We start from the raw sequence: 19,917 nt of genomic DNA on the forward strand, positions 1-19,917 counted from the left end.
TTACTAAAAACTATTGTGATTATAGGCTACTCAATAGATTATTTTTAACAAAAAGAAGTAAGTTTTTACTTAGTTTTACCGTCGCAGTCAACAAACCGGTGAAGTGATGGCCTGAATCCCCGGGCCTTTAGTTAAAAAAAGAGGATGATTAATGGCTTTGAATACCTTATGTTATCCTTCTTTCATTAATAAGATTCCGCCCAGGATAAGGCTTACCGTATCGGCTTTTTTCAATACCATCAGGTGGTCGCCACCTTCGACAGGAAAGGCATTGTGTATATGTTCGAACGGGAATATCTGGTCTATGGTACCATGTATGTGATACAGGTGGCCGGCAGGAGCCGAAGGTGTCCATTCGGTGATTTGCTTCACAGCCCATTTTACATATACAGGATCTGTGACTGTCATGTACTGTGCCAGCTCCGAGGTAGGCATATGATAAATCAGGCGGTTGAAAGTTTCGGTAATGAATTCCGTAGACGAATATACGGTCATAGGTACATATTCGGTAAGATTGGAACGCCTCACGGCCTTAAATAATGTAGGTATTTCCGCCTCACTCTTGAATGATGATATGATAATACTTTTAATAGGGGTGAGAAATTTATTCATTTCCTGCATGATTACTGCTCCGAAGGAATAACCTGCCAGTATGAACGGACGCGATGTATCAATTGTTTGTGCCATTGTATGCGCATATTCGTCCAGCGATTCGCCAATACGCGGGATATGCCATTCTATATATTTTTTAGCAAAACCTTTTGGAAGTTTTATTTTATCGAAAACACTGCAATTGTAGCACATGCCCGAGATGAAGTATACATTCGTATCTTCTTTTTTCCATAGCTGCTTTACTATCTTCCATAGTCGCTTTACGGGATGCAATGTTTCTTTTTCAGTTTTTTCGGACATATAGGTGTATCGGGTCTGTTATGAGTATATAAAGATAAGAATTTATCTTGTTTAACTAAAATGTGACATTTTGATGAAATATGTGACGATTTGCTGTCTATTTTCGTCTCTTATTATTATTTTAGTTAAAAAAATATCATAGTATTGAATAAGATAATATCTTTATGCGCTATATTGGAAGGTTTTCGGGTATCGTATTATAATCTAATTCATTCACATCATGGCTAATTTTTTTACCTATTTCGTAAGTAGAAATAAAAAGATTTATTCGGAAATAGCCAGAGAAGAGAAATGCAACTCTTTTCATGTATATTATCTGGCGCACGGAAAGAAAGCCAAATCGGATAGAGATTTCCGGATTATTAGCACACTTATACAAAAAGGACTGGTTCAGGGATGGCATATAGGGCGTAATCCTAACTGAATTCCTGTTTTTGTATAGCTTAGTATCCCGGAATAATATTATTCCGGGATTTTTTTTGATTATATCAACTTTTTTTAATTTTAATTTACTTGTAATCAAATTGTTAAAATAATTTCAAAAAAAATAGAAAAAATTTACAGTACCTTTTTCAATTATCATTGTCTTATTTTTAGAAGAGCCTTAATAAGCAATGAAAATTGATGAAAAACGGAAAGTATACACTCGAAGAACTATTAAGGGACGAGCTTTTTATAAAATCAGCCACCGATCCCAATGCAGAATCCACCGCTCACTGGCAGGATGCTGTAAACCAGGGGATACTGGATGAGGAAACTCTTGAGGAAGCTCGCAGAATAGTTTTACTCATCAATAAAAACGATATTCCCACTGATTTTGTAGATTCACGCATGCCCGCCATCTGGGACAGGATAGAAGAATCAATTAGTCCGAATAAACGGAAACTGTATATAAAATATATATCTGTTGCTGCGGCCGTTGCTATTATTGCTATTTTGGTGATAAGCCAATTTATAAATACAGATCAGTTTACCTCTTCACCGCTGGCCATAGAGAATATAGAGAATGACGATATAAAAAGAGCAAGCGACATACAGCTGATAACCTCTGACGAGAAAATGACCATTCCGGGCGATATTGCCGAGATCGATTACAGTCAGGAAGAAGGAATCATTGTGAACAATGAGACCATCGACAAAAAGGCAGGAGGAAAAGATAAACTGAAATACAACCAGCTTATTGTCCCTTACGGCAAACGCTCATCGCTCACATTAAGCGATGGCAGTAAGATATGGGTGAACGCAGGCACACGTGTGATCTACCCGGTAGAATTCAGCAAAGACAAAAGGGAAATTTCCATAGACGGAGAAATATATGGGGACTTTGCCCACGATCCCGGTCGTCCGTTCACCATCAGGGCGAGAGATATGGAGGTGCAGATACTCGGCACGCAAATCAATATACAGGCCTATCAGGACGACAACCAGCAAACAGTAGTACTGGTGACCGGTGCGGTAAGCGTGAAGAAAAAAGGGGAAAAAGCCCAACGCTTAATACCGAACCAGATGATAACCATCACAGAAAAGGATATAAATGTGCGCACTGTCAATGTCCTCAATTACACATCGTGGAAAGACGGTTATTACCAGTTCAAGAATGAAAAATTGCAAACAGTACTCGACCGCCTGTCCAAATACTATGGCGTAACAATAGAATGCGACCCGAAAGCAGCCGGACTGCATTGCTCAGGAGGGCTTTTCTATCAGGACGATATACTTCAGATACTGGACGGGGTTTGCCTCTCGGCTCCTGTAAGATATGAAATGAAAGAAGACAAATATATATTTAGTATTAACCCTTAAAAAATCGGAATGCCTATGAGAAACCAATAATATGAAAAACCGAAAAAGACGAATAATACTCGCGATATTATCCGTCTTCTATGCTTATGAATACACATTTCTGTATAAACATCTAACAATTTACAAATATATGAAAAGTTTTAAGTATTATAAGGAAAAGAAGCCTTTGTTAACCATTAACCTGAAAATATTTACATTCTTTATTGCTTTTCTCATCTTTACCGGTGTGCATGCCCGTGAATACCAGGCAACATATTCTTTCGACATAAAGAATGAGAGCATAACAAAAGTTATAGAGAAAATTCAGAAAGAAACAGGGTATATATTTTTCTACTACAATGGAGTGATCGATCCCGATCTGAAAATAAACCTCAAAACCAATAACCTTTCTTTATCACAGACACTCGACCGTTTATTTGCTAGTACCAATAACGGATACAGGCTCAGCGGACGGCAGATTTTCGTGTTCAGGAAAAACGAAGAGAAAGGTAATTCAATAGCGCCTCAGCAACAAACCAGGAAGGTCACGGTAAAAGGTACAGTGACCGACGATAGCGGTCTTTCCGTCATTGGAGCCAGTATTGTGGAAAAAGGTACGACAAATGGCACGGTTACTAATATCGACGGGCAGTTTACGCTCGGCAATGTAGCTCCCGGAGCCACTGTTACCATTTCATACATCGGTTTCACCACGCAGACTATCATTGCCAAAGAAAATGAGACGTACAATATCCGCCTCAAAGAAGACCCTAAGACAATGGACGAGATCGTAGTTATCGGCTACGGTACACAACGCCGTTCGCTGGTGACAAGCGCCATCAGTAAACTGACGATAGACGAATCCACTACAAGACAGGTGGCCAGTCCCAGCCAGTTGCTGAACGGCCGTATTGCAGGCGTCACTACATTCACCGGATCGGGTAATGTAGGTAGCGGCGAACGTATGAGTGTGCGTGGTATGGCATCTATCAGCGCAGGGAACGAACCTCTCTATGTGATAGACGGAGTGCCTATTACCAACGATTCGGGAAACCTTTTCAACTTCGGGGAAACAATGAGCTCCCTTGCCACGCTGAACACTTCCGATATAGAATCTATCGAGGTGCTGAAAGATGCGGCATCGGCTGCCATCTATGGTTCACGGGCAACAAACGGGGTTATTGTTATCACCACCAAATCGGGTAAAGAAGGGCGTTCCGATGTGCAGGTGAACGTTAGTACGGGATTCTCCAAATTCCCGAACATCGGAAAAATAAAGCTTGCCGATTCGGAGCTGTACATAAAAGACTACAATGCAGGTATAGACAATTATAATAAGCAATATGGTTATTCGGTGGGCAGTTCGGGATACAAGACACATATATCGAACCCTTTCGGTGACCTGCCCGATACTGACTGGATGGATCTGATCACACAGACCGGAACAATGTTCAACATGGACGCATCCTTTTCGGGAGGGACAAAGAAAACAAAATACTACATCGGAGCTAATTATAATACCACTGAAGGTATTATAGTTAACAACAAAATGAACAAGGTAAACCTGAAAGCAAAGGTCAGCCACGAATTTACTCCCTGGCTCGAAGTAGGGACAAACAATTCGGCCAACTATACAAAGAATTTTCAGGTTCCGGGTGCCGAACTGGGTTCTACCGTGATCGGACGTGCTATCGAGCAACGTCCTTTCGACCGCCCGTATAAGCCCAACGGAGACTATTATGTTGGGGGCACAGACGAACTCACACGCCATAACATTGTGCAGATAATGAACGAGCAGGACGTATATCTCGAAAACTTCCGTTTTCTGGGTAACTACTATGCCATGCTCAAGTATAAGGACAAATTGTCGTGGAAATATTCTTTCAGCGCCGATGTGAATTATACTTACGACTATACGTATTACAACGAAAACCATCCTTACGGAATGGGTAACGGACGCCTCATCGATCAGAACCGTCTGATAAAGAACTTCATCTCCGAAAATGTGATCAATTACAATGATAAGTTCAAAGACTTCTCACTGAGCGCCACTTTAGGGCATTCATTCCAGAAGGTAACCAACAGGAACGCGCAGGTCGACGGCCGTGGATTTCCTTCACCATCCTTTAATGTAAACAGTGTTGCCAGCGAAATTCTGGGATCGACCAGTATGGGTGTATATGCCATGGAATCGTATTTCGGGCGTGCTACCTTATCTTATCTCGACCGCTATATCCTTACAGGAACACTTCGTGGCGACGGATCATCCAAATTTGCGAAAGACCAACGTTGGGGCTGGTTCCCTTCGCTGTCGTTAGGATGGAATATATCGAACGAAAAATTCATGGAAGGGCGTGACGCCGAGATAAAATTCCGTGCCAGTTATGGTAAGACTGGTAACCAGGGAGGAATCGGACGCTACGACTACCAGGCGTTGATGATGGGAGGATACAACTACAGGGGGAACAGCGGTATCGCCGTTTCATCGTTCGGTAACAGCGAACTGACCTGGGAAACAGCCGACCAGTATGACATAGGTTTCGATGTCACTCTCCTTAAAGGGAAAGTGAATATAATGCTGGACGCTTACCAGAAGAACACAAAAGACTTGCTTTACAGTATGCCAATACAAGCCACATCGGGCGTTACTTCCATTATGTCGAATATTGGCAGTATGCGCAACCGTGGACTGGAGTTTACCATAAACACTCATTTCACATTCGGAAAATTCGAATGGTTGTCGCAGTTCAATATCGCAACCAACAAGAACAAGATCACGTCGCTTATCGACGAAACGACTCCTATCAGTATCGGCTCCAACAGGGCGCTGAAAGTAGGAGAGGAGATGGGTGCGTATTATATTTTCGAAATGGAAGGCATTTACCAGTATGATGGGGAAATTCCTAAAGAACAATACGATATAGGTATCCGTGCCGGAGACGTGAAGTGGAAAGATGTAGACGGCAATGGTATCATAAATGATAACGACAGGGTGATGATGGGTTCTTCCAATCCCGATTTTTATGGAGGATGGAACAATACATTCCGCTACAAAGGGTTGCAACTCGACGTTTTCTTCACCTACATGTACGGCAACGATGTATATGCGCAATGGATGACCACTGTTGCCCGTGCCGGATACCGCATGGCCAAACTGAAAGAATATGCTGAAAATGCATGGACAGGCCCGGGTAGTACAAATACATACTCACGGTCGATGGAGGGCGATGTGAATAACAACCGCAACTCTGACCGCTGGCTCAAAGATGGCTCTTTCATCCGCCTGCGCACACTTACGCTGGGATACAATTTACCTAAAAAAATTATAGAACCGATAGGGCTGAAAGGGCTGCGTGTATATTGCCAGGCCGATAACCTGTTCTTGCTGACCAAATATCCGGGATGGGACCCTGAGATAAGCAACAACCTCGATCCACGCTTCGTAGGAGTCGACAACTGGAATGTGCCTCAGCCACGGACATTTATGATAGGTGCTAACATTAGTTTTTAAAAAGTAACGGATATGAAAAAATATATATTACCAATAATCTGCTTAGTATGCCTCTTCTATTCGTGTTCAGGCGAATTAGACCAGTACTCACATGCGGCGATACCACCCGAAGCCGTTACCGAAAAAGATATCCCTGCCGTTCGTAATGGTATGTACAGTAGTGTACAAAACGCTCCGACAGTACGTGCGTATATTATGTTCGATATGCTGGGCGGTATTCTTACCACCAATACAGGGAATGCCAAAGACCTTATCAATTCAACCTTGAGCCCGCTTAATTCTTATATAGTTTCCAGTTGGAACGGCTATTTCAACGCGCTTTATCAGGTCAATAACATGCTGGCTATAACCGAACGTTTCCCTTATTCCGAAACAGGGCAGCTTGCTCGTGGCGAAGCTTATTATTTCAGGGCATATATTTATTATTGCCTTGTAACACGCTGGGGTGGGGTGCCTATCCTCAGGCAGAATACACTGGAAAAAGTATCCCGCAATTCAGAGAGCGAAGTATGGGCATTTATAGAAGAAGATATTGAAAACGCCCTGTCGATACTTGGCAACACGTCTACTTTCTACCTTGTATCGGCAGATGCAGCCCTTGCGCTGAAAGCCCGTGTTAAACTTAGCCAGGGCAAGATGCAGGAAGCAGCCACTATCGCCGAAAGCCTGATTACATCGGGGACTTACAAGCTCGATAGCTTCTCTAAAATATTCAGGAAAGAGATGAATAATGAAATCATCTTTGCATTCGAAAATCTGACGGAAGAATCAGCCCCTATCAATATCAGCGACCTGTATTATACCTATGCTCACCCTAACAAGGGGCAGGGGACATATAAGCCAACAAATGAGGTGATAGCCCTTTTCTCCGATCAGGACAACAGGAAAAGTATCTCTCTTGTGAATGTAGCCGGAACCGAGTGTATCAATAAATATCCAAGCGGACAAACAGGAACCGATCCGCTGATTATTTCCCGCATTGCCGAAATGTACCTTATCAGCGCAGAAGCCAAAGGGCGCACAGCCGGAGTAAGCCGCCTCAATGATCTGCGTACATATCGTGGACTGGACGAAATATATCCGTCTACCGATGAGGCTTATCTGGGCGCTATACTCGAAGAAAGGAAGAGGGAGTTGATGGGAGAAAACTTCATGTACTACGATCTGGTACGCACAGGACGGGCGAAATCTGAACTAGGACTACTCGATCATCAGGAGGTGCTGCCTATACCGGGCAGGGAACTACAGTTGAATCCTAATCTGGAACCGAATCCGGGATATTAAGACTTAGAATAATTGATATTTTGTCATCCTGAGGAACGAAGGATCTCGCCTTATTCAAAAGATGTTTCACTATCGTTCAACATGACAAAAGAAAGACAAAATATTAATAAATTATTTATAAAACTTAATTAATAAAAACAATGAAAAATTTTAGATATATATTTCTACTCTCAATATTTACCTGTTTTTCAATCAACTACAGTTGCAGCAATGATGAATATAGTTTTGAGTACAAAGTTGAACCGAAAACCGAAGTAGGAACTAAGCTGGCCAGTGGCACCGATCTTTTCGGGCAGATCTTCAGCGATTCTTCTTACACCGTTACCAGTGGTGTGACTGCTACCGAGATCAAATACCTGTCGCAGACAGGGCTGGCCATGAAAGTTTTTGTTTTTGAAGTAGATCTCACTAACCAGAATATCTCCATAGAAGCATCTATGCCAAAAGGCGGCACCAGCTTCGGCATGCAGCAGATGACCAAGCAGGCCACTTATGTGGATAAAGATGGTCATAAAGTGTGGGCAGGTGTGAACGCCGACTTCTATAATATGACTACAGGTGTTCCTCAGGGAATCGTTTACCGCAACGGTACCGCTGTGAAAACCACGTTCCAGGATGCAGTTTGCACATACTTTGCCATAACCAAGGATGGAAAAGCCATTGTGGCCGGACAGGATGTGTTCGAAGATATTAAGGACGATATACAGGAAGCCGTGGGCGGACGTGTATGGCTGGTACAGGACGGAGCCATCGTGAAGCAAACCGATGCGACCGTAGAGCCCCGCACTTGTATTGGCGTTTCGAAAGATGGTACGAAAGTATACATCATGGCTATAGACGGGCGTAACTTCTGGTATTCGAACGGTATGGCCTATGGCGAAATGGGGCAATGCCTGAAAGCTTTGGGTACGGAGAACGGAATCAATCTGGACGGTGGAGGTTCCACTACCTTCTTCATACGCAACACTCCGGATTTTGCAGATGACAGATTTGAGATACGCAACTGGCCTACCGACAACGGAGGAAAGGAACGTGCCGTTGCCAACGGTTTATTGATTATCTCAAAATAGTACAAATTCCTAAAATTGAATTTTTATGAACAAGATATTAAAACATACAGGACTCTTACTGTTTTTGAGTATATTCTTAGCTTTGATGAACGCATGTTCGGAAAATCTGGATATTGCAAGCTTCGATCCTGAAACACCGGAATATTCTCTCGAGGGAGGAGATGTTTCCGTACCAAAAGAAGGGGGTGATTTTACTGTGAACGTGAAATCGAATCTGCCATGGCGTGCCAAGACCAGCACCGACTGGATAACTATGAAAAGTGAAAGCGGAATGGGGGATGGCACATTTACATTTACGGCAGGCCGTAACCGGACTGTAGATGAGCGAATTGGAGAAATTATTGTATGGGTTACAGATGATGAACAGAAGTCAATAAAAATAATACAAGCGCCAAGCGAGGTCAGCGATCTGGTGAACCACTACTATGTGAAAACCACAGGAACAGATGCGAATGACGGATTGTCGTGGGCTACACCTACAACCTTGTCAAATGCTATTGATATGATGGCTCCGGGCGATTATATCCATATTGCGGCAGGAACGTATATTCCGACCAATAAGGTGTCGGGAGGAAGTCAGGATGCTGATATCACATTTGAGATACATAGTAATGTAACGATCATAGGAGGATATCCTGCTAATGCTGCTGAAGGAGCCGTTTCCGATCCTGAGAATAACGAGACCATCCTCAGCGGAGACAAGAAGTACTACCACACAGTGACAGTTACGGCACCTGTGGAAAGTGGCAATAAAGTAACAATTCAGAACCTGTCTATAAAGAACGGACTTGCGGGAGCTTCAACAGCAGGAACGATCAATATAAACGGAGCTGTTTACCGCCGCTCGTATGCCGGAGGTATGATGATAGGAAAATCGGTTGTCGATGTTATCGGCTGTAAGATATCCGAAAACGAAAGCCAGCAACATGCAGCCGGTATTTATGTATTCGCCGGGGCTAACGTTAGTTTTGTGGACAGCGATATAACCAATAATAAAGGTATACTCGAAGGCTCTAATGGCGGCGGTATATTTGTTGAATCGGCAACGGTTTATATGACCAATTGTAATATTACAGGCAATACCGTTTGGGGTGTTGGTGGTGGAATTTACACATACAGCGCCGATACAAATACTTACTTGTACCTGAGCAATTCTACTGTCGCGCACAATTCTACTAACGCCGGACCAAATACAACCCGCCGTGGCGGAGGATTTTATGCCCGCGAATTCTCGCGTGTACAGATAGTAAACTCTACGTTCTATGCCAATGAAAGTGGCCGTGGCGGTGGTATCAGCATGTACGGTGCGGCAGGAAAAACTGCGGTGGTAGATATGATAAGCTGTACTTTCTTTGATAATTATGCAATAAATAGTGCGGCAGGTGTAGAAGTACTTGCTAATACGACACTGAAAGCTTATAACACGATCATATCGGGTAATGATGCGCCTACCTATCCGGATATTCAATCGGCTGCCAATACGGCTACCCTTTCTTATATGGCAGTAAGTAACCAGCTACTTGATGCTTCAGGTACTGTGATAAACGGACAGGTATTCGATCCGGTCACAATGTTCGGTGGCTTTGAAGATAATGGTGGTCGTATGAAAACGATTATGTTATCTGCGACCTCTCCTGCAGCGACACTGGGTATGACATCAGCCGCGCTGGAAACACTGGCTTCCGAATATAGTCCAGCTATCGATCCGGATATAATCACGAAAGACCAGATTGGTAGTTCGCGATCCGGAAAAACAGCTATGGGTGCTGTCGTTCCTAAATAAACGTCATTCTTTAGTTTGAATATATCCCGGGTCTTATATTGGCCTGGGATATATTTAATTAAAATTAATAATGAAATGTTATATCCTATTGTCATGTTGAACGGAGTGAAACATCTCTTACGTAAGGAGATCCTTCGTTACACTCAGGATGACAGAGATATATTATTTGCTTTATTAATTGCCTCCACTTTTAAGTGGAGGATAATATAGCGATACAAAATGGCTTTAGCCAAATATATCCACGCCTTAAAAGGCATGGCAATTAATTAGAAAATCAAAAACAATGAAAAGAATCTATCTTATATTACTGGCATTCATTGTTATACTTCCCCTGTGTGCGCAACAAGAGTACCGCACACCGGTAAAACCCGTGAAGAATGTCATACTGATGATACCCGACGGCACATCGACCAGCGTACTGGCCATTTCGCGTTGGTATCAGATATACAACGATCTGGGAGGGGATAAGCTGAATCTTGATCCCTATCTTTGCGGGCTGGTAAAGACATATCAATCGAATGCCCCCGTACCCGACTCTGCACCCGCTATGTCGGCCTATACTACAGGAGTTCCAGCTCAGGCGGGGAATATAGCTATATACCCGCAAGCTAATCCCGATGAGGATATTTTGGAAGTAGATACACTGAGGGCATTTCAACCGTTGGCAACAGTAATGGAAGCCGCAAAAACAGATAAGAAAAAAGCGTTGGGACTGGTTGTCACCGTTGACTTTTGCCATGCTACGCCCGCAGCTTGCGTGTCGCATCATTACAACCGTGCCGAATATAAATACCTTGCCCCGCAAATCGCCTATCAGGATATGGATGTCGTATTCGGAGGCGGAGCATCTGCCGTGACCAATGAAATACGGCAATACCTGAAAGGAAATGAAACGGATTATTACAGAAACAATATAAAAGCATTCCGCAACTACAACGGAGAAAAGAAGCTGTGGGCTCTATTTTCGGATGGTTACCTGCCTTACGATCTCGACCGTGATAACGAAAAAGTACCGTCATTAGCTGAAATGACAGAAAAAGCCTTAATGAGGCTATCTAAAAACGAGAACGGCTTTTTCCTGATGGTAGAAGGTAGTCAGGTAGATGCTGCGGCTCATGCCACCGATCCGATAGGGATTATCACTGAATTTCTGGCATTCGATAAAGCTGTGGGCGCTGCTATCAATTTTGCCCGGAAAGATGGGGAAACTGCGGTGGTTATCATGCCCGATCATGGCAACAGCGGATTTAATTTTCCCAGCCGTAAGCTTCTACAATATACTCATAAGGGTTTAAAGCATACTTTTGAGAATGTATCTAAATATAAGAAAACAGCAAAAGGCCTCGAACAAATATTACTGAAAACAAAACCCGATAGCATTAAACCTGTATTCAAACAATATACAGATATCGACCTGACCGATGAAGAACTAGACTTGCTTTTATCATCCAAAAACTATAAGACAGCCGATTATACGCAAGTGGGAAATACAGTGAATATGATCTCGTCCATTGCGCATATTATGACCTCACATACTTATTTCGATTTTATCAGCGGGAATCATACGGGTGAAGATGTTTTCCTCGCAGCCTACCATCCGCAGGGAGATTTGCCTTACGGGCTGAATACAAACACAGAGATCAACAGGTATCTCTGCGACCTGATCGGTTTGCACAGGCCGTTGTCTGCCATAACGGATGAACTTTACGCCAAACATACCGATGTATTCAAAGGTAAGGACTATGAAATCGAGATTCTGTTAAAAGACAGGCCTATATTGTTAGTGAAAAAAGGAAATAAAGAATTATCCATACCTGCGTTTTCGTCTGTGGCCTTCCTTAATGGAGAACCATTCAAACTAGGTTCGGTGACAGTGTATATAGATAAGAATAATACTTTTTATCTGCACCGTAATGTGGTGGATAAGTTGTAGTTGTATTTTTTGTTGAATACTTTATCTATGTAGATAGTTATGAGTGATAAATTATAAATTATGAATGAAAGGTTCAAAAAATATTTACTCTGCTTAGCGTCTTTGCGAGATAATCTGTCAGGTTTGTCAGGTTTTGTGAACTAAATTATTATTAACGATCTTATTAAAAATAAATTATGAGAAACATACGATTATTATCTCTCTTTGCCATATTACTGGCTCTCGTTTCGTGCGAAAAGAAAGAGGTTGTCACCACTAATTATAATGTGATACCGCTTCCTCAGGAGATAAGTTTAAGCGAAAATAAGCCATTCGCTCTGAAGCAATCCACTGCGATCGCTTATCCGAAAGGAAATGACAAATTGAAAGTTAATGCGGAATTCCTGTCCGGATATATTTTTGAAACCGTTGGGATTAAACTTGCGGTGAAAGAATCGGATGGCGGGAATAACACCATAGCATTGAAAACAGGATTAAACCACGGCAATGAAGAAGCTTACCGGATAGATGTTTCCGAAAAGGAAATTGTAATAGAAGGCGTTTCCGAAAACGGCGTGTTCTATGGCATACAGACCTTGCGAAAATCGCTGTCTCCCGACTATAAGGGAAAAGAAGTGCATCTTCCATCCGGAATTATTTCCGATTATCCCCGCTTCGGTTATCGGGCGGCATTGTTCGATGTGGGCAGGTATTTTTTTTCCACGGATTTCATAAAAAGGTATATTGATATTCTGGCTCTGCATAATATCAACTATTTCCATTGGCATCTGACCGAAGATCAGGGATGGCGGATAGAGATAAAGAAATATCCGAAGCTGACAGAAATAGGAAGCATGAGGAAAGAAACCCTTGTCGGACATTTGAAAACAAAGCCGCATCAGTTTGATGGAACTCCGCACGGAGGTTTTTACACTCAGGAAGAAATAAAAGACATCGTGAAATATGCTCAGGACAGATATATCACCATTATTCCCGAAATAGACTTGCCGGGACATATGCTGGCAGCCCTGACTGCTTATCCCGAACTGGGATGCACAGGTGGCCCGTATGAAGTGGCTACCAAATGGGGCGTATTTGAAGACGTGTTGTGTATGGGAAAAGAAAATACTTATCAGTTCCTGAAAGATGTATTTACTGAAGTATTAGATTTATTTCCTTCCGAATATATTCATATCGGCGGCGATGAATGCCCGAAAACACGCTGGCAGAAATGCCCTCATTGCCAGGCGATGATAAAGAAGCTTGGGCTGAAAGGCGATGGGAAACGCACTGCCGAACAAAAGCTTCAGAGCTATTCGATGGCTGAAGTAGAAAAGTTTCTCAACAGTAAAGGCCGTAGAATAATTGCATGGGAAGAAATTCTGGACGGCGGAATAGCCGATAATCCGGTCGTGATGTCGTGGCTGAAAGAAGAAAGTGGTGCTGAAGCTGCAAAACAGGGATACGATGTGATAATGGCACCTCACAAGGAAGTGTATATCGACTACTATCAGTCGGAAGACAAGGAGAACGAACCTTTGTCCATCGGTGGTTATATTCCTTTGGAAAGGGTTTACCGTTTCGAACCTGTCCCTGCTGAACTGACCGATGAACAGAAGAAACATATTATCGGTACACAGGTGAATCTATGGACAGAATATATTTCGAAGCCTGATCATGCCGAATATATGCTGCTGCCGCGCCTGGCCGCAATCAGTGAAGTGCAATGGTCTGATCCGCAGAAGAAAGATTACGGGTCGTTCAAGAATCGTCTGACAGGTCTATTCAAATTTTACGATCTATATAAATACAATGCCGCGAGGCATGTTTTTACACAACAGTGATTTTTTAATTATGGGATGGTAAGGCTGCCATGTTACCCTTTTTGTCATTCTGAACGGAGTGAAGAATCTCATATCTCTAAAGGAGATTCTTCACTCCGTTCAGAATGACAATGAGACTATGATAACTGCATTTGTAACTGTCTCATCTTCATTTATTAATCTACTTAACTTCAACCTCTATTATTGAATCTACATCATCCAGATCGCCATCGAGGATAAACATCACATAACCAGTCTCCTTATCCTTTTTCCAAACCAGTTTTGAATCGACATTTAACCATTTGGCCGATTTTATATCGGGTATATTCAGTACGATAGTCTCAGTATTTTTATCCAGAACATGTATGTAATATGTTTTCTCTTTTTGGGTAGTGGCACCCCATGCCTGAGGTTTTACAAACCCTTGTTGTGTACCGTAAATAGTATATCCGTACTTATCCATCCATTCACCCATCTCTTTCAGGCGGTCTACACATTCCGGCTGAATTTTACCGTTTGGCATCGGGCCTACGTTCAGCAACAGGTTTGCTCCTGTCCCGGCCGTGCGGATAAGCAGATGTAGCAGATCTTTGGTTGGTTTATATTTATCATCGGTTATATTGAAACCCCATGTACGGTTTATTGTTTCACAGGTTTCCAGCGGCAGACGCGATACTTCCTGTCCGCTGAATCCAGATTTATTCTCTCCCGGCACATCCCGCTCAAATATCTGATAATCCTCTCCCGGGAACGGTGGCAAATGATGGTTGTTTGCGATCAGGCACTCGGGTTGCAATTTCTTTATCAGGCTGTATATTTCAGGATAGCGCCAGTCTACATGGGTAGAATGGTCAGTGCGGTTTTCATCGGCGGTCTGATCCCAGTGTCCGTCGAACCATATTCCGGCTATCGGGCCATAGTTAGTTAACAACTCGGTCAGTTGGGCTTTCATAAAATTGATATACGAATTCCAGTCACTCTTTTCAGTACGTCCTGCATTTTTACCAGTGCGTCCTGTCTCATATTGGTAGTCAGACCGCATCCAGTCGAGGGTAGAATAATAGAAGACAAGTTTTATGCCTTCTTTATGGCATTCGTCGGCAAGCTGTTTGATCAGGTCTTTTCCATAAGGAGTATTCATTATATTCCAGTCCGATTGCTTTGTGTCCCAGTTGCTGAACCCGTCATGGTGCCGCGAAGTAAAGGTTATGTATTTCATCCCCGCGTTTTTAGCTATCATCACCCACTCTTTGGCATCGAAGGCCTGAGGATTGAAAATATTCTGTAATTTCATATAGTTCTTTCCGCTGATGGGGCGGGTATTCATCACCCATTCTCCGGCTCCGAGCACACTATAAGGACCGAAATGAACAAACATACCAAAACGGGCATCTTCGAACCATTTAATGTCGGATTGCTTCGTTTGGATTTGGCAATTCATACTTACACAGAAAAGCAATAAAGAAAGGCTGATTATTATCTTTTTCATGAGACTGTATTTAAAGTTAGGGCAATAAAGGTATGAATTTTATCATTTCCAGTGTATACATTTTCATCTTTTTCAAAGATGTTTATCTATACTATAAAAAACAGTATGGAATTATTATTTTTTATCTTTCCCATTGTTGCCATCTCTGTCATTTCTCTTTGGCTGGGCAACACCCTTTCGATAAGGTTACCTGAAATTAATCGGGTGTTTAATCGCAAGCCATTCAATTGCAGGCCATGCTTTACATTTCATTTAACATGGTTATTGTCATTGATTTACACATTGATATCAAATGACGAATTATTTATATTCATTAGCATACTTATATCATTCGCATTGTTCTTTCTAACTAAATATATCGATAATAAAAAAATAACAAAATGAGCGAAATCAATCTAAAACAGGAAGTTGGACAGCTATTAGCTGAAATTGACAAAACACACCGTTACTCAATGAGCAGGATTTATAATCTCGCGAATAATGTATTTGGTGAAAGTGAAAGCCCCCAGTCGTGTGCAAGTTGCCTGATAAGGAAGGTAAGAGAACTGAGAAGCTGGCTGGCAAAACAGGAGAATGTAGTTGAAACGGAAAAAGTCCCACAAAAGAAGAAGCGGAAAAAGAAAGAGGGAAATATATAATTTGAATAATCTAAAATATTTATTGTAACATGTCAGCCTGACTGAAAGGAAGGATTTCGCATTTATAAAGGTAAGGAGATGCTTCGTTCCTCAGCATGACAAAATAAAACAATAATTATTATCAAATACTTAAACTTATCCTGAAAATATTTACTATTTCTTTTAAACCTTTTCCTAAATGATCAGTCAAAGTAAAAGTCTCACAATTAATAATTAAGGAAATGAAAAAACTGGTCGTATTATTGATGCTTACATTCTTCGTTGGTGGAAGCATATTTGCTCAACAAAGACAACGTGCCACACCTGAAGAGCGTGCAAAAAGGCAAACCGAAACTTTGGTGAAAGAACTGAGCCTGACGAAAGAGCAGGAAACGAAAGTACATGAGATTAATCTGAAATATGCGCAGCCAAAAGAAAACGCAAGCACAGACCGGGACAAGCGTCGTGAAGAAATGCGTAAATCGATGGACGAAAGGAATGCTGCTATAAAAGAGCTATTGACAGATGAGCAGAAGAAAAAATTTGAGGAGCATATAAAGAAGGCTCCTGAAGCACGTCCCAGGGGCGGTAACAGATAAGAAACAATATTAGACTGAAGGTAAAAAGTGGAGGTTATCAGAAGGGGTGGAAATTATTTTTTCTGCCCTTTTTTATTTAAGAAAACCGGAGTAAGCAATGATTCCAGCGAATCGAACCGCTTGATGAACCGGAATTGTATAGCCCCCGTGTCGAAAGCCATCTTAGCCTCGTCCGAGAAAAGAATGTATACCCGGTTGTTTACAACAGACAGTCCCAGCGACCAGTTATCATGATTATACCCTGCCGAGAAACGCGGAAATACCGTAGGATATATTTTCCACTCTTCTTTTTTTCCTAATTTGTCGAAACCCTCGGCACCGAGATTAGCACCTACTGCAATCGATCCTGAAATATATACCCGTTTATTGATAACCCATGTATAAGCGTATCCCAGGCTTACACCGATCTGTACATTTTCCATCATTTTGGCTCCGTTATTGAAAGCCAGGGTGCTGTCTGATTCTACCTTATTGTAATAGACCCCTCCACCCAGCAGGAAACTGCCGGTCGATTTCAGTTGCCTCTGATTCTGATCGAATGCCGCCTGGTAAGAGAACCTGTTCCCGTTGAAGACGTATTGGGCAAATCCACCGTACTGTGTTAGTTTTATATCAGAAAACAGATCATACACCTCCCTTTCTCTCTCAATATAGAATCGTTTATACCTCTGGAAAAACAGATCCATTACAAATTTGCGGCCATAGTGATGGTATTGGAAGTCTGTCGCCTTGGTATTTCCTTTTTTCTTGTCGCGCATAAAGCCAAACCCGTACGATCCGCTGATAGAATAGCCTTTATAGGTGATACCTATCCCCAGGCCAAAAGGCGCATTGGGCCTGTAAGTTATTTCATCATCGTCACCAAACTGGCACGACAAAGCTGTGAAGCTATCCGAAAAATAGGGACGTATAGACAGCTCATGGCTGAAAAAGCCAATGTATGTGGAATCTATTTGTGAATAACATTTCTGGCCTGCTACCGCCAGGCAGAGAAATAATAAGATAAACAATCTGCGCCGCACAGACATAGTTTTGATGTTAATTTAATATGAAACGGAAACCATACAAAAATAGTATAAAAAACGTTTCGTAAAAATATACAAAATAAGTCTCGTCAACTCAATATCTATTGATAGAGCAGGAATGTGAATAATATGAATCTAATCACACCGGAGAGTACCGAACGGAGCTTAGCAAGGGAACTTTGCATCAGGTTTTTTGCTGATTGCATGTTTATCTCCATCAATATGGCTATCTCCTTATACGATAGTTGTTCTACAAAGCGGTAGTAAATGATTTGTTGCTGGCGTGAAGATAATTTCTCGTTCAGTAATTTTACGAGTTCTTCGTTTTGTCTGATCTGTTCGTTTTCTATCAGTTCTTCTTCTACGCTGCTGTATGATAGCGACAATACATCTTCTGTAATATTCAGGCGGAACGTGTCCTGATTTTTATTCAGATGGTTATACAAAGTATTTTTAAGTGAAACGAAGAGATAGAATTTAATATTGTTTACTTCTGCAGGGAGTCTATGCCTATTGTTGTATAGCTTTACAAACACATCGTGTATGGCATCTTCTATCAGCTCCTTGTCGGTGGTGATATGTAATCCGTACATATACATAGCTTTTGCATACTTTTTATAAATATTCTCATACGCCCCTTTCGAGCCATTTATAAAAGCAAGCCAGTTTTCAGAATCTGTTAACTGTTCTTCGTTTTGCATAAACTTTGTAAATACTCAAACTTAGCTATTTTCCTATACGGACATTTAATTATAATCAGAGTGCAAGTTAGTAAAAAATATATTGTTACCAACCGGCTTTTGTTAAACTTCACAGGTTTGTAATAATCAACCGGTATAAAAAAACAGAACCATTATGCAACTTTATTTAACATATTTGCATCAATCAGATATATGGACAAATATCCTAAATCAGAAAACATATGAAAGCACTATCTACAATTTTTATTATCTTGTTATTATTATGGGGAGTTTCTTGTTCAGACGATGATTATGCTGTTTACACATATGATGATCCTACAATCTATTCTTCGTCAAATAAGGTTTTGCTTACCGAAGTTATTCTTTTTCTAAGTCCGTATATCGAGGATGCTGGGCAGAAAAAATATATAGTGGCAGATAATCTAAGCAACTTATTCCTGACCGTAAATAAAAGAGGCTGGCAACCTGCTGGTTCATACCAGATAGACACACTGAACCTGAAACAGAAAGAAACAGTAGGTAATTATAGGGTAACGGTACAAAAATTGCTATATCCGTTTGCAGTAAATATCCGTGTATCGTCGGAGGGGATAAGTACAGCCGGAGAGTACTCCGATTTGCTGAATAATTACCTCAACCTTCAGCCGGGAAGCTACATTTGTAATATAGAATCGTTCGATATAAAGCTGGCTGACGGAAGATCAAAAACGGTTTATACTCCTAACCTGATCTGTCCGCTCGAAGTAAAAGAAAATTATGCCAGTGCTAATTTGGGCGAATTTGAAGTATTAGTCGACTAATCTAAAAAAAGGAATTATGAAAATACAATATATTATCTTATTATGCGCCATTCTGGGATTCGTTTCTACTTCCTGCGATAATAATGCACGCGTAAGTGTTACCAACAAAGTCAGCAATGTTCGCCTCGAAAATATATCTTACGGTGATATCTCTCTAGGGAGCAGTAAGTTGATATTTGGTGAAACCACAGGCGAAAGGACTATATCGGACAGGTGGGATGGCATAAAATTTCCAATGAATGAGAAAGTGCAATTTTATATGGTTAGTGGAGATAATAGGGTGTTACTGATTACTAAAGAATCCTATAAATTAGATGAAGATCAGCATCTTAATATTGTGATAGATGATGATACAGATGTGATAAATCCTGCAACTGTAAATTCGCAGTCTATGTTAAAAATGAAAGAAATAAAATAAAAATAATCTTTTCTGTTGAACTTATTTTATATACTGTTGTTATAAGCTGTATATAAAAGTTTTGTAAAGTTTGAGTTAAAGTTATGGGAAGTCTGCGATGCGATGTCGCGGACTTTTATTTTATACTGCGCACAATCGAGGATTGCTTGCCATCCTTTTTCCCTAAGTAAAAAAAGGATGCAAAAATGCTT

Annotated in this window: 16 protein-coding genes; 12 read left to right on the top strand and 4 right to left on the bottom strand. The window is 41.4% G+C overall.

The features are described 5' to 3' along the window. Window positions 1-171 precede the first annotated feature (171 nt). The gene (locus GGR21_RS14275; RefSeq protein WP_183307914.1) at window positions 172-912 is read right to left on the bottom strand and encodes an alpha/beta hydrolase; all 741 of its coding nucleotides are present in this window, start codon (window positions 910-912) and stop codon (window positions 172-174) included. 220 nt (window positions 913-1,132) lie between these two features. Here GGR21_RS14275 and GGR21_RS14280 point away from each other — a divergent pair, with 220 nt between their 5' ends. The 8 genes from GGR21_RS14280 (at window position 1,133) to GGR21_RS14315 (ending at window position 14,098) form a co-directional block, all read left to right on the top strand. Continuing rightward, window positions 1,133-1,336 (top strand): hypothetical protein, encoded by a 204-nt coding sequence (locus tag GGR21_RS14280; protein WP_183307915.1) that lies wholly within the window; start codon window positions 1,133-1,135, stop codon window positions 1,334-1,336. A 200-nt stretch (window positions 1,337-1,536) separates the two neighbouring features. After that, entirely contained in the window at window positions 1,537-2,715 is a 1,179-nt protein-coding gene (locus tag GGR21_RS14285) for a FecR family protein (RefSeq protein WP_183307916.1), read from the top strand. Between the two features lie 130 nt (window positions 2,716-2,845). Then, window positions 2,846-6,205: a TonB-dependent receptor gene (locus tag GGR21_RS14290; RefSeq protein ID WP_183307917.1), complete on the top strand. Its 3,360-nt coding sequence runs from the start codon at window positions 2,846-2,848 to the stop codon at window positions 6,203-6,205. A 12-nt stretch (window positions 6,206-6,217) separates the two neighbouring features. Then, window positions 6,218-7,489: a RagB/SusD family nutrient uptake outer membrane protein gene (locus tag GGR21_RS14295; protein ID WP_183307918.1), complete on the top strand. Its 1,272-nt coding sequence runs from the start codon at window positions 6,218-6,220 to the stop codon at window positions 7,487-7,489. Between the two features lie 140 nt (window positions 7,490-7,629). After that, the gene (locus GGR21_RS14300; RefSeq protein ID WP_183307919.1) at window positions 7,630-8,559 is read left to right on the top strand and encodes a phosphodiester glycosidase family protein; all 930 of its coding nucleotides are present in this window, start codon (window positions 7,630-7,632) and stop codon (window positions 8,557-8,559) included. 25 nt (window positions 8,560-8,584) lie between these two features. Then, window positions 8,585-10,342, top strand: coding sequence for a BACON domain-containing protein (locus tag GGR21_RS14305; protein WP_183307920.1), 1,758 nt, complete (start codon window positions 8,585-8,587; stop codon window positions 10,340-10,342). Between the two features lie 283 nt (window positions 10,343-10,625). After that, window positions 10,626-12,275, top strand: a complete 1,650-nt coding sequence (locus GGR21_RS14310) for an alkaline phosphatase (RefSeq protein ID WP_183307921.1) — start codon at window positions 10,626-10,628, stop codon at window positions 12,273-12,275. Between the two features lie 176 nt (window positions 12,276-12,451). After that, the gene (locus tag GGR21_RS14315) at window positions 12,452-14,098 is read left to right on the top strand and encodes a beta-N-acetylhexosaminidase (RefSeq protein WP_183307922.1); all 1,647 of its coding nucleotides are present in this window, start codon (window positions 12,452-12,454) and stop codon (window positions 14,096-14,098) included. Window positions 14,099-14,258: 160 nt separating this feature from the next. Here GGR21_RS14315 and GGR21_RS14320 read toward each other — a convergent pair whose 3' ends face one another. Continuing rightward, a complete protein-coding gene (locus GGR21_RS14320) occupies window positions 14,259-15,566 on the bottom strand; it encodes an alpha-L-fucosidase (RefSeq protein ID WP_183307923.1) in 1,308 nt (435 codons plus the stop codon). Between the two features lie 380 nt (window positions 15,567-15,946). On the opposite strand from GGR21_RS14320, the gene GGR21_RS14325 reads away from it, so the two are divergent. Together GGR21_RS14325 and GGR21_RS14330 are read left to right on the top strand one after the other, a co-directional pair. Continuing rightward, window positions 15,947-16,204 (top strand): hypothetical protein, encoded by a 258-nt coding sequence (locus GGR21_RS14325; protein ID WP_183307924.1) that lies wholly within the window; start codon window positions 15,947-15,949, stop codon window positions 16,202-16,204. Window positions 16,205-16,425: 221 nt separating this feature from the next. Further along, entirely contained in the window at window positions 16,426-16,782 is a 357-nt protein-coding gene (locus tag GGR21_RS14330) for a DUF4890 domain-containing protein (RefSeq protein ID WP_183307925.1), read from the top strand. A 53-nt stretch (window positions 16,783-16,835) separates the two neighbouring features. On the opposite strand, the gene GGR21_RS14335 is transcribed toward GGR21_RS14330, so the two are convergent. Continuing rightward, on the bottom strand, window positions 16,836-17,804 hold the full coding sequence (locus GGR21_RS14335; RefSeq protein WP_183307926.1) for a DUF4421 family protein: 969 nt from the start codon (window positions 17,802-17,804) through the stop codon (window positions 16,836-16,838). 104 nt (window positions 17,805-17,908) lie between these two features. Continuing rightward, window positions 17,909-18,508 (bottom strand): RNA polymerase sigma factor, encoded by a 600-nt coding sequence (locus GGR21_RS14340; RefSeq protein WP_183307927.1) that lies wholly within the window; start codon window positions 18,506-18,508, stop codon window positions 17,909-17,911. 221 nt (window positions 18,509-18,729) lie between these two features. Here GGR21_RS14340 and GGR21_RS14345 point away from each other — a divergent pair, with 221 nt between their 5' ends. Both GGR21_RS14345 and GGR21_RS14350 read left to right on the top strand, forming a co-directional pair. Next, window positions 18,730-19,308: a hypothetical protein gene (locus GGR21_RS14345; RefSeq protein ID WP_183307928.1), complete on the top strand. Its 579-nt coding sequence runs from the start codon at window positions 18,730-18,732 to the stop codon at window positions 19,306-19,308. Between the two features lie 16 nt (window positions 19,309-19,324). Further along, window positions 19,325-19,726, top strand: coding sequence for a hypothetical protein (locus GGR21_RS14350; RefSeq protein WP_183307929.1), 402 nt, complete (start codon window positions 19,325-19,327; stop codon window positions 19,724-19,726). The last annotated feature ends 191 nt before the right edge of the window (window positions 19,727-19,917 follow it).

This window comes from Dysgonomonas hofstadii (assembly GCF_014196915.1).
Taxonomy (GTDB): Bacteria; Bacteroidota; Bacteroidia; order Bacteroidales; family Dysgonomonadaceae; genus Dysgonomonas; species Dysgonomonas hofstadii.

What these genes read in the sequence shown, in the direction of transcription:
- GGR21_RS14290 (WP_183307917.1), top strand. Translation starts at nt 2,846, where the DNA reads ATGAAAAGTTTTAAGTATTATAAGGAAAAGAAGCCTTTGTTAACCATT.
- GGR21_RS14310 (WP_183307921.1), top strand. Translation starts at nt 10,626, where the DNA reads ATGAAAAGAATCTATCTTATATTACTGGCATTCATTGTTATACTTCCC.
- GGR21_RS14345 (WP_183307928.1), top strand. Translation starts at nt 18,730, where the DNA reads ATGAAAGCACTATCTACAATTTTTATTATCTTGTTATTATTATGGGGA.
- GGR21_RS14330 (WP_183307925.1), top strand. Translation starts at nt 16,426, where the DNA reads ATGAAAAAACTGGTCGTATTATTGATGCTTACATTCTTCGTTGGTGGA.
- GGR21_RS14315 (WP_183307922.1), top strand. Translation starts at nt 12,452, where the DNA reads ATGAGAAACATACGATTATTATCTCTCTTTGCCATATTACTGGCTCTC.
- GGR21_RS14305 (WP_183307920.1), top strand. Translation starts at nt 8,585, where the DNA reads ATGAACAAGATATTAAAACATACAGGACTCTTACTGTTTTTGAGTATA.
- GGR21_RS14340 (WP_183307927.1), bottom strand. Translation starts at nt 18,508, where the DNA reads ATGCAAAACGAAGAACAGTTAACAGATTCTGAAAACTGGCTTGCTTTT.
- GGR21_RS14280 (WP_183307915.1), top strand. Translation starts at nt 1,133, where the DNA reads ATGGCTAATTTTTTTACCTATTTCGTAAGTAGAAATAAAAAGATTTAT.
- GGR21_RS14275 (WP_183307914.1), bottom strand. Translation starts at nt 912, where the DNA reads ATGTCCGAAAAAACTGAAAAAGAAACATTGCATCCCGTAAAGCGACTA.
- GGR21_RS14285 (WP_183307916.1), top strand. Translation starts at nt 1,537, where the DNA reads ATGAAAAACGGAAAGTATACACTCGAAGAACTATTAAGGGACGAGCTT.
- GGR21_RS14325 (WP_183307924.1), top strand. Translation starts at nt 15,947, where the DNA reads ATGAGCGAAATCAATCTAAAACAGGAAGTTGGACAGCTATTAGCTGAA.
- GGR21_RS14350 (WP_183307929.1), top strand. Translation starts at nt 19,325, where the DNA reads ATGAAAATACAATATATTATCTTATTATGCGCCATTCTGGGATTCGTT.
- GGR21_RS14300 (WP_183307919.1), top strand. Translation starts at nt 7,630, where the DNA reads ATGAAAAATTTTAGATATATATTTCTACTCTCAATATTTACCTGTTTT.
- GGR21_RS14320 (WP_183307923.1), bottom strand. Translation starts at nt 15,566, where the DNA reads ATGAAAAAGATAATAATCAGCCTTTCTTTATTGCTTTTCTGTGTAAGT.
- GGR21_RS14295 (WP_183307918.1), top strand. Translation starts at nt 6,218, where the DNA reads ATGAAAAAATATATATTACCAATAATCTGCTTAGTATGCCTCTTCTAT.